The sequence below is a fragment of the Phytoactinopolyspora endophytica genome, from assembly GCF_004138495.1.
Taxonomy (GTDB): Bacteria; Actinomycetota; Actinomycetes; order Jiangellales; family Jiangellaceae; genus Phytoactinopolyspora; species Phytoactinopolyspora endophytica.
The window spans coordinates 57,771-61,370 of record NZ_ML142850.1 but is presented as its reverse complement, the minus strand read 5'-3'; the positions used below and the strand labels follow the sequence as shown (position 1 = coordinate 61,370).

Genomic DNA, 3,600 nt, shown 5'->3' with positions numbered 1-3,600 from the left:
GGGGTCGGTCCGCGCACGCTCGAGCGTGGGGTCCACGGACGACGCGGGCAGCTCGTCGGCGGCCAGCAGGGTCAGCCCGGGCACCGCGGCGCGCACGTCGGCGGCGAGGCCGCGGTAGTCGAAGCCGGAGTGGTGGCCGGGGATGACGTAGCCGGTGGCTCCCGAGACCCGGCAGAGGTGCGTGATCTCGCTGCGGCGGTGCATCGGCAGCGCCAGCACCGGGATCGCGCCGAGTCGCTGGATCGCGAAGAAGACGGTCAGAAAGTCGACGGTGTTGGGGAGCTGCATGACGACGCGGTCGCGGGGACCCACCCCTGCACGGGACATCGCCGTGGCGGCGCGGCCGGCCGTGTCATCGAGCTCGGCGTAGGTGAGACGTTGGGTCGCGTCGCTGGCCCCCAGCTGATCGCCCCGCTCGTGGGCGCGGCGTCGTAGCAGGTCATCGAGGGTTTCACCACGCCAGTAGCCGGCCTGCCGGTAGCGCTCGGCCAACTCGTCCGGCCAGGGAACACAGCCTTCGAGCAACGTCGTCCGCCTTTCTGTGGACGGCCACTTGCCGTCGAACGTGAAGTCGTAATAGAAAGGATTATCATTCTTGTCCAACTTACGCCAGATGGGTTCGCGGGGTGGATTGCGACAAGTTATTAGGTTAACCTAACCTAACTCTGATCATGAGTCGACCGTGGATGGGGTCATGCATGAACGAACAGGTCGTCAGCTCGCCGGTCTCCTATGACGATCTGCGTGCCGCGGTCAGCCAGCTGGCCGAGATGCCGGGGGAACAGGTGACGGAGGACGCCGATCTGCTCCGTCTGGGCCTCGACTCGATCCGGCTGATGCGCCTGGCGGGCTGGCTTCGCCGGCAGGGAGTGCCGGCCCGTTTCGCCGACCTGTCCGGACGCGAGACCGTGGGCGAATGGTGGCAACTGGTATGCGCCATGCAGGCCGGCCACGACGGCACAGGCACCGGCCGGGACAGTGCCCGGTCTGACGGCGAGGCTCCCGGTCACGTCGACAGCCACGCTGGTCAAAGCCCGCCGGAGCCGCTCGACGAGTCCGCACCGTTCGACCTCGCGGTCATGCAGCACGCCTTCTGGATCGGCCGCAGGGAAGGCCAGCAGCTGGGCGGGGTGGCCGCACATTTCTACACCGAGTTCGACGCCGAGGGGCAGGGCGGCGCCGGCCTCGATCCCGGTCGGCTCGACGCCGCGGTCCGTGCCCTCGTCGACCGGCACGGGATGCTGCGGGTGCGGGTCGGCGACGACGGACGGCAGCGGGTCGGTGAGGAACCCGCCTGGTCCGGACTGCACGTCCATGACCTGCGCGGCCTGCCGAACGCCGAGGCGGAGCAACGGCTCGCGGACACCCGTGACCAGCTGTCGCACCGGGTGATGGACATCGCCGCCGGGGACGTGTTCGACGTCCAGCTGACCCTTCTCGACGACGGCGCCAGCCGGATGCACGTCAACCTCGATATGGTGGCCGCCGACGCGATGAGCCTGCGCACGCTGCTGGCCGACCTCGCCGCCATCTACTCCGGACGCGTCGGTGAACTCGCCCCGCTGCGGTACTCCTACCCGCGCTACCTCGCCGAACGGGAACCGGTACGCCGGGCGGCCCGGGACCGGGCCGCCGCCTGGTGGCGGGAGAAGCTGGCCGGCTTGCCCGGGGCTCCCGCGCTGCCGGTGACCGCCGACGACGCCGGCGGCGACCCCACCGTCACCCGGCGGCACCACTGGCTCCCCCCGGAGCGTAGGCAGCTGCTTGCTCAGCGCGCCCACGAGCGTGGCCTGACTCCGGCCACGGTGCTGGCCACGGCATTCGCCGAGGTCGTGGGCCGGTGGAGCGCCGGCGACCGGTTCCTGCTCAACCTGCCGGTGTTCGACCGGGAACCGCTGCACGACGATGTCGACACGATCGTGGGCGACTTCTCCAGTTCGGTCTTGCTGGACGTCGACGTCGCGGGCCCGGTGCCGTTCGCCGACCGCACAGCCCGCGTCCAGAAGGACCTGCGGGAGGCGATGGGCCACGCCGAGTACAGCGGCGTCGAGGTGCTGCGCGACCTCACCCGTGCCGCAGGAGGCGAGCCGGTGCTGGCCCCGGTGGTGTTCACCAGCGCCCTGGAGCTGGGCGAGCTGTTCGCGCCCGAGGTACAGCGCTGTTTCGGACGGCCGTCGTGGATCATCTCCCAAGGGCCACAGGTGTGGTTGGACGCCCAGGCCACCGAGCTCGACGGTGGTGTGCTGCTCAATTGGGACGCCCGTGAATCAGTGTTCTGCGAGGGTGTGCTGGACGCCATGTTCGCCGCGTATGTCGAGCTGGTGGAAGAGCTGCTCGACGACGGAGCGGCGTGGAACCGACCGGTTCCGGCACGGCTGCCGGCGGCGCAGCGAGCGGTGCGTGACCAGGTGAACGACACCAGTGGCACCGGCCGCTCCGGACTGCTGCACGAGCGGTTCTTCCGGCTCGCGGCGGCGCGGCCGGACCGCACGGCGCTGATGTTCAGTACCGGCACGGCCGGTGACAGCGCGCGTTCCGGCAGTATGCCCACCGGCACCATGACCTACGGCGAGCTGTCCCGGCGGGCTCGCCGGGTGGCCGCGATGCTTGCGGCGATGGGCGTGCGGCCCGGCGACTGCGTGGGCATCACTGTGCCCAAGGGTCCGGACCAGGCTGTCGCCGTGCTCGGTGTGCTGGCCGCGGGCGCCGCGTATGTGCCGTCTGGCGTCGACGTGCCGATGAGCCGCCGCGCCCAGGCGTTCCACACGGCCGGCGTCGGCGTCGTGCTGACCGATGCCGGGCTGGCGGCCGGCGACGACTGGCCCGACGGCGCAGTCCCCGTCCCGGTGTCCGACGCCGCCACGTACCCGCCGGTGACGTCGATCGCCGGCGTCGACGGCGAGGCCGTCATGTACGTGTTGTTCACCTCCGGCTCGACCGGCGTGCCCAAGGGCGTGCAGGTGCCGCATCGGGCCGTGGCCAACACCGTCGACGCGGTCAACGACACGTTCGGCATCGACGGCTCCGACCGGACGATCGCGCTGTCGGCTCTGGACTTCGACCTCTCCGCCTACGATCTGTTCGCTTTCCTGTCGGCCGGCGGGAGCGTGGTGGTGCCCGACGAGTCGCAGCGTCGCGACGCGCAGGCGTGGGCCGAGCTGATCCGGCAGTGCGACGTCACCGTCGTCAGCTGCGTGCCCGCGTTGCTCGACATGCTGCTCGTCGCCGGGGCCGAACACCTTCCCGGTTCGAAGCTGCGGCTGGTGATGCTCGGCGGTGACTGGGTCACCGTCGACCTGCCGGGCCGGTTGCGCACGCTGCTTCCGCAGTGCCGGTTCGCCGGGCTCGGTGGGATGACCGAGGCGGCGATCCACTCCACCGTGTTCGAAGTCGACCGCGTCGATCCGGCCTGGCGGGCGGTGCCGTACGGCGTGCCGCTGGCCAACATGCGCTGCCGGGTGGCCGACGTGCACGGGCGCGACTGCCCGGACTGGGTACCCGGCGAGCTGTGGGTATCCGGCACCGGAGTAGCGCTCGGCTACCAGGGTGATGCGGTCCGCACGGCGGAGAAGTTCGTCGAGCACGATGAGCGGCGCTGGT

Annotated in this window: 2 protein-coding genes; one reads left to right on the top strand and one right to left on the bottom strand. The window is 70.9% G+C overall.

All coding sequences use genetic code 11. The annotated features are described in order from the left end of the window. The coding region (locus ELR45_RS40370) for an AMP-binding protein (protein WP_240759141.1) at nucleotides 1-603 on the bottom strand (603 nt) is incomplete at its 3' end. A 95-nt stretch (nucleotides 604-698) separates the two neighbouring features. On the opposite strand from ELR45_RS40370, the gene ELR45_RS03620 reads away from it, so the two are divergent. Continuing rightward, on the top strand, nucleotides 699-3,600 hold a 2,902-nt coding region (locus ELR45_RS03620; RefSeq protein WP_165367446.1), incomplete at its 3' end, for an AMP-binding protein.